Origin of the sequence: Lutimaribacter saemankumensis, from assembly GCF_900100005.1 — a bacterium.
Lineage (GTDB): Bacteria > Pseudomonadota > Alphaproteobacteria > Rhodobacterales > Rhodobacteraceae > Lutimaribacter > Lutimaribacter saemankumensis.
This window is the reverse complement of record NZ_FNEB01000030.1, coordinates 1-5,213: the sequence shown is the minus strand read 5'-3', so window position 1 is coordinate 5,213 and position 5,213 is coordinate 1. Positions and strand designations below refer to the sequence as shown.

At 58.3% G+C, this 5,213-nt stretch carries 4 protein-coding genes; 1 reads left to right on the top strand and 3 read right to left on the bottom strand.

From position 1 onward, the window contains the following. Window positions 1-414: 414 nt before the first annotated feature. The 3 genes from BLT50_RS18695 to BLT50_RS18685 are packed head-to-tail and all read right to left on the bottom strand — an operon-like array spanning window position 415 to window position 4,299. Window positions 415-1,884 carry a M81 family metallopeptidase gene (locus BLT50_RS18695; RefSeq protein ID WP_090030806.1) on the bottom strand — a complete coding sequence of 490 codons (1,470 nt, stop codon included), beginning with the start codon at window positions 1,882-1,884 and terminating at the stop codon, window positions 415-417. A gap of 41 nt (window positions 1,885-1,925) precedes the next feature. Next, the gene (locus BLT50_RS18690; RefSeq protein WP_090030804.1) at window positions 1,926-3,755 is read right to left on the bottom strand and encodes an ABC transporter ATP-binding protein; all 1,830 of its coding nucleotides are present in this window, start codon (window positions 3,753-3,755) and stop codon (window positions 1,926-1,928) included. 1 nt (window position 3,756) lies between these two features. Next, window positions 3,757-4,299: an ABC transporter permease gene (locus tag BLT50_RS18685; protein ID WP_425433979.1), complete on the bottom strand. Its 543-nt coding sequence runs from the start codon at window positions 4,297-4,299 to the stop codon at window positions 3,757-3,759. A gap of 59 nt (window positions 4,300-4,358) precedes the next feature. Between BLT50_RS18685 and BLT50_RS18680 the strand changes: the two genes are divergently transcribed. Next, the gene (locus BLT50_RS18680; protein WP_090030802.1) at window positions 4,359-5,066 is read left to right on the top strand and encodes an IS6 family transposase; all 708 of its coding nucleotides are present in this window, start codon (window positions 4,359-4,361) and stop codon (window positions 5,064-5,066) included. Window positions 5,067-5,213: the final 147 nt, after the last annotated feature.

The window sequence follows — 5,213 nt, the reverse complement described above, 5'->3', positions numbered from 1 at the left end:
CCAGGATCGCAGCCTCTCAAGCCGAGATCATTTCAAGCAGAACCGCGCCGCCGCTCTTACCGAGTGGCGTGGTCTCTGCGCGGCATAAGGGACAGTGTCACTGTCCTTGCAGAGACGAGTTCGAATTAGTCTGACAGCACCTGAGCGGGATCAAAAGGCTGTCAAACGTTCGAATGTCGGGCTCTCCCGGGGGGCTGTCCAGGCCCCTGCCACCATGCGGAGCGCCACGGCAACGGCAAGCGCGCAGGCGGCCAGGATAGCCGAGAGGGCTAAGCGGCTGGGGCAATGAAACATTATGTTCGGTCGTCTGCAAAAAATTGAGGGAGTGACCTCCCAGTTCTAACACAGTCTGACAAAAGCAAACCCGCCACCACCTCGGCTCTACCAAACACTTTGATCAAATTCTCCTAAGGCTTAAAAGACCATTTCGCCGGATGACTTTTCGTCAGCTGGCCAATATGGATGTCGAACATTTCTGTAAGTTAGCTTGGAATAGTCCCTCTTCAGAGGACCGTTCCCATCGACGTAAAGAACCTGTTTCGCCAACGCCCCAAAGCCGGACATGAAATGGTTCACCGACTTCAGGAAAACTGCCTGCCGCTCCGTGACATCGATTCCAACCTGAGAGAACAGATCCGGGCTAAAAGCCTGGGTACGTTCACTCGTCAGAACAACATCCAGACCGTTCAAAGACAATGCGACACTCTCGCCGGTGGAGGCATGACTGGAGCCGAAAAGCTGCCAGCCATTGCGCTGGATGCCCGTCACGACAACCCGGCAATCCAACGCTGTTCCCGAAGTCCGCGCGACTTTTCCGCCGATGCGCAGATCAATCTCAGCGCCCAACCCTGAGTCGATTGCAATCCGCACCGCGATCGGGTCCCATATCGGTCCAAACGCTACCTTTCGGACATCCCGCTCAATCAGACGCTTCAGAATATCTGTGTTATCCGACGGGGCACCGCCCCCTGCATTGTCCGTTGGATCGGCAATGACCACCGGCCCTTGGGGCGCAGCAAGAGCGGCGTCTATCGCGGCGTCGATGCTCAGCAATGGTGACGCGGTCCGGCCCCGCATCGATATCACCATCTCGCCAAGGTCTCGGGCCAGCGCATCACCATGCGCCTTGTCGCCATTGGTATAGACCAGGATGCGCGTGCTCAGATCCTGAGTGTCATTATAGACAAACCCATGCACCATCGAAATGCTAACGACCTTGCTGTCGCTTTGTTCGATGGCGATCATATGCTCGACGAACCGGCGCATTTCGGGTGCCGAGGTCGGATAGGTGTCGATCTGGCGGCAATCATAAAGCGATGCGACAGGGGCAAGCCGGCCGCCGATCGTATCGGTGACAATGTCGATCACCTTGTCTGCCTGTTCGACCATATCGGTATGGGGATATTCCTTGTACAGGACGATCACATCAGCACTTTTCAGACGCCGAGCGTTGACGATCGAATGCAGGTCGAACTCGACCCCTATGACCACATCGGGGCCGACAACGGCACGGACATGATCCAGAAAGTCGCCTTCGGCGTCGGGTGTTCCATAGACCATCATGCCGCCGTGCATCCCCAGGATCACCCCGTCCACCGGCAGGGCCGCGCGCAACTCGTCGCAGATCTGATCGCGCATGACGCGATATGCCTCGGCGCTGGTTTGTCCTGCGGGGGCGGCGCGAAAGCAACTGCCCTCGATCAGGTCGAACGCGCCCGTCGCGGCGCGACGTTTGGCGGCATACATCATCTCGGCACCGCTAGGAGGTGTGTCGGTCGGGCAGGCGCCGGGCAAGATGTGTCCGCGCCTGAACGTCTCGAGACTGGTCGGCAGGTTCACAAAGCAATTCGACTCGGTGAACAGGGTGGCGCAAAAAAGCTTCATCGGGATTCTTTCAGATTTCGGGCTGTAAGGTCGGGGAAATGTCAGGCGAATTGCCCGATGCGGTGACGCGCGACGAGATGCCCGTCACCGATATCGTGCAAGGGTTCCTGACCGGATGCAGCGCCCACCGGGAACACGGCGTTCATCGGCTCGCCGCTAATAGCCGCAAAGGGGCGCCGGCGAGTTGGATCGGCGATCGGCACTGCAGCCATCAGTCGTTGGGTATAGGCATGGGTCGGGTTCTCGAAGACTTGCCGTCGCGTGCCGGTTTCGACAATTTGACCCATATACATCACCGCGACGCGGTGGCTGACACGTTCGACAACGGCCATATCGTGACTGATGAACAACATCGCGATGCCGGTTTCCCGTTGCAGGTCCAGAAGCAGATTGATCACCTGTGCCTGCACGCTGACATCTAGGGCAGAGACGCTTTCATCCGCGATGATGATTGATGGTTCCGCTGCAAGCGCGCGGGCTATGCAGATCCTCTGCCGCTGCCCGCCAGAGAACTGATGCGGAAACCGATCTAGCATATCTCGCTGCAGGCCCACGCGCTCCAACAGGTCGCCGGCCTTTGCCCGGGCTTGCGCGCCACTGGCCAGCGCATGCACCTCCATCGGTTCCATCAGGCTGTTGCCGACAGTCATCCGCGGATCCAGTGATGCGTAAGGATCCTGAAAAATAAACTGGATCTTGCGCCGCAGCAGTGCCGTCCCGGCGCGGTCAGTTATCCGATGACCGTTCAGCAGGATCTCCCCGCCCTTGCGTGGAGCCAGTGACAGCAGGCTGCGTCCTGTCGTTGTCTTGCCTGAGCCGGATTCGCCAACCAGCGACAAGGTCTCGCCTGCATGCAATTCAAAACTCACATTCTCGACCGCACGTACTTCCCTTTTGACCCGGCCGAACAGTCCCGAACGCAATGGAAAGCGGACCTCTAGTCCTCTGGCGCTCAATACCGGCTGGTCCGCTCTCGCCGGGCGGGGCTGCACGGTGGGGGGTGGGTTTTCTGCGCCCTCAAGCAGATCGAAGCGCATCGGCGCATCGGTTCCTTTGGTGGCGCCCAGTCGCGGGATGGCTGACAGTAGCGCGCGAGTGTATGGCTGTGTCGGGTGGGCGAAAAGCGGTGCGACCTCCGAGGTTTCCACCATCCGTCCCTGACGCATCACCAGCACCCTGTCGGCCAGTTCCGCCACGACGCCCAGATCATGGGTGATAAACAGAATGCCCATGCCCATCTCTCGCTGGATCTCGCGCATCAGTTCCAATATCTGCGCCTGGATCGTTACATCCAGTGCCGTTGTTGGTTCATCCGCGATGAGAAGTCCCGGTCGACACGATAGCGCAATCGAGATCATGACCCGCTGACGCATGCCGCCTGACAGCTCATGCGGATAGCGCGTCAGCATTTCCCTAGCGCCGGGAATACGCACTAGTTCCATCGTGCGCAGCGCTTCTGCGCGGGCGTCATTCCTAGATTTTGACTGGTGCAGACAAATTGCTTCGGTCAATTGGTCACCCACCCGCATGACCGGGTTGAGCGAGGTCATCGGCTCTTGAAAGATCATCGCCACGTCCGCGCCACGCACCTTGCGCATAGTGGCTTGATCAGCATCGCGCACATTCAGCATCGATCCATCGCGTTGCCGCAAACGGATGCTGCCCCCTGTGATCTTGCCGTTGTCGAAATCGGTCAAGCGCATGGTCGCAAGCGCCGTCACCGATTTACCCGACCCGGATTCCCCTACCACTGCCAGGGTTTCGCCCGGCCGGACGGTTAATGAGATATTCTCGACCGCGTTGCGGCTTGCGCCGGCAAAACACACCGAAAGATCGCGGATTTCCAAAACCGCAGGAGTATCGGCCAGCATATCAGGACCTTTCTTTCATACGCGGATCGAGAAGGTCGCGCAGCCCGTCACCGATCATGTTGATGGAAAGTATGGTGATCGACAGGAACAGCGCGGGAAACATCACGAGGTATGGTTTGGCCAACCACAGAGCGCGCCCCTCGGCCATCATGTTTCCCCAAGACGGGATCGAGGGCGGAAGACCGACGCCGAGGAAACTCAGCCCGGCCTCGAACAGGATCGCGATGCCAATCTTGTAGGTGATCTGCACAATGATCGGCGCCACCGAATTGGGCAAAAGGTGGTGCCAGATTATCCGGGTTCGGCTGGCCCCGATGGCCTGGGCGAATTCGACATAGGGCTGCTCACGAAGACTGAGCACCGAGGCACGGACAACGCGCACAAGCCGCGGCAGTTCGGCGCTTGAAATCGCGACGATTACAGTCCAGAGGTTCGCCCCGAAAACGGCGATCAGGCCGATTGCAACAAGAATGGTCGGAATGGCCATCAGCCCATCCATGATCCGCATGATCACAGGATCGAACCAACGGACGAAACCCGCCAAAAGGTCATGTCAGAGGAACATGGCTTGAGACGGGCAGGGCGGTTTCGTAGCCTCCGGCCATGACCAAACGCGATCCATTCAAGTACTTCAAAACCAGTCCCGAGATCATCCGCCTGGCGGTGATGCTCTATGTGCGTTTCCCGTTGTCACTCCGCAATGTCGAGGATCTGCTGCACGAGCGAGGCATCGACGTCAGCCATGAAACCATCCGGTTCTGGTGGAACAGGTTCGGGCCGATGTTTGCGTCTGAGATCCGCCGGCGACGTGTTCAGCAGCTGCGAGCCTTTTCCCGATGGCAGTGGCACGTGGACGAGGTCTTCGTGAAGATCAACGGTGAGCGGCACTACCTCTGGCGAGCCGTTGACCACGAAGGCGAAGTGCTGGAAAGCGTTGTCACCAAGCGGCGTAACAAGCGCGCTGCATTGAAAATGCTCAGGAAATTGATGCGGCGATATGGTCAGCCGGAAGTCTTGGTCACCGATCGGTTTGCTTCATACAAGGCTGCACTTCGCGACTTGGGGTGCGGTGATTTGCAGGAATGTGGTCGCTGGCTCAACAACCGCGTTGAGAATTCGCACCTGCCGTTTCGACGACGAGAACGAGCAATGCAGCGCTTCCGGAGAATGCGAAGTTTGCAGAAATTCGTTTCCGTCCACTCTTCCGTCTTCAACCACTTCAACCAGGATCGCAGCCTCTCCAAACGAGATCACTTCAAGCAGAACAGAACCGCTGCTCTTGCCGAGTGGCGTAGTCTCTGCGCGGCATAAGGGACAGTGTCACTGTCCTGGCAGAGACGAGTTCGAATTAGTCTGACAGCACCCTCCGAACATCTCGAATACCCGATAGTTTCTCGGTTCATCCACCGAACATTCTTGAAAAGAAGCCCCGTTCTTTCTCGGGTATCACTGGATCAG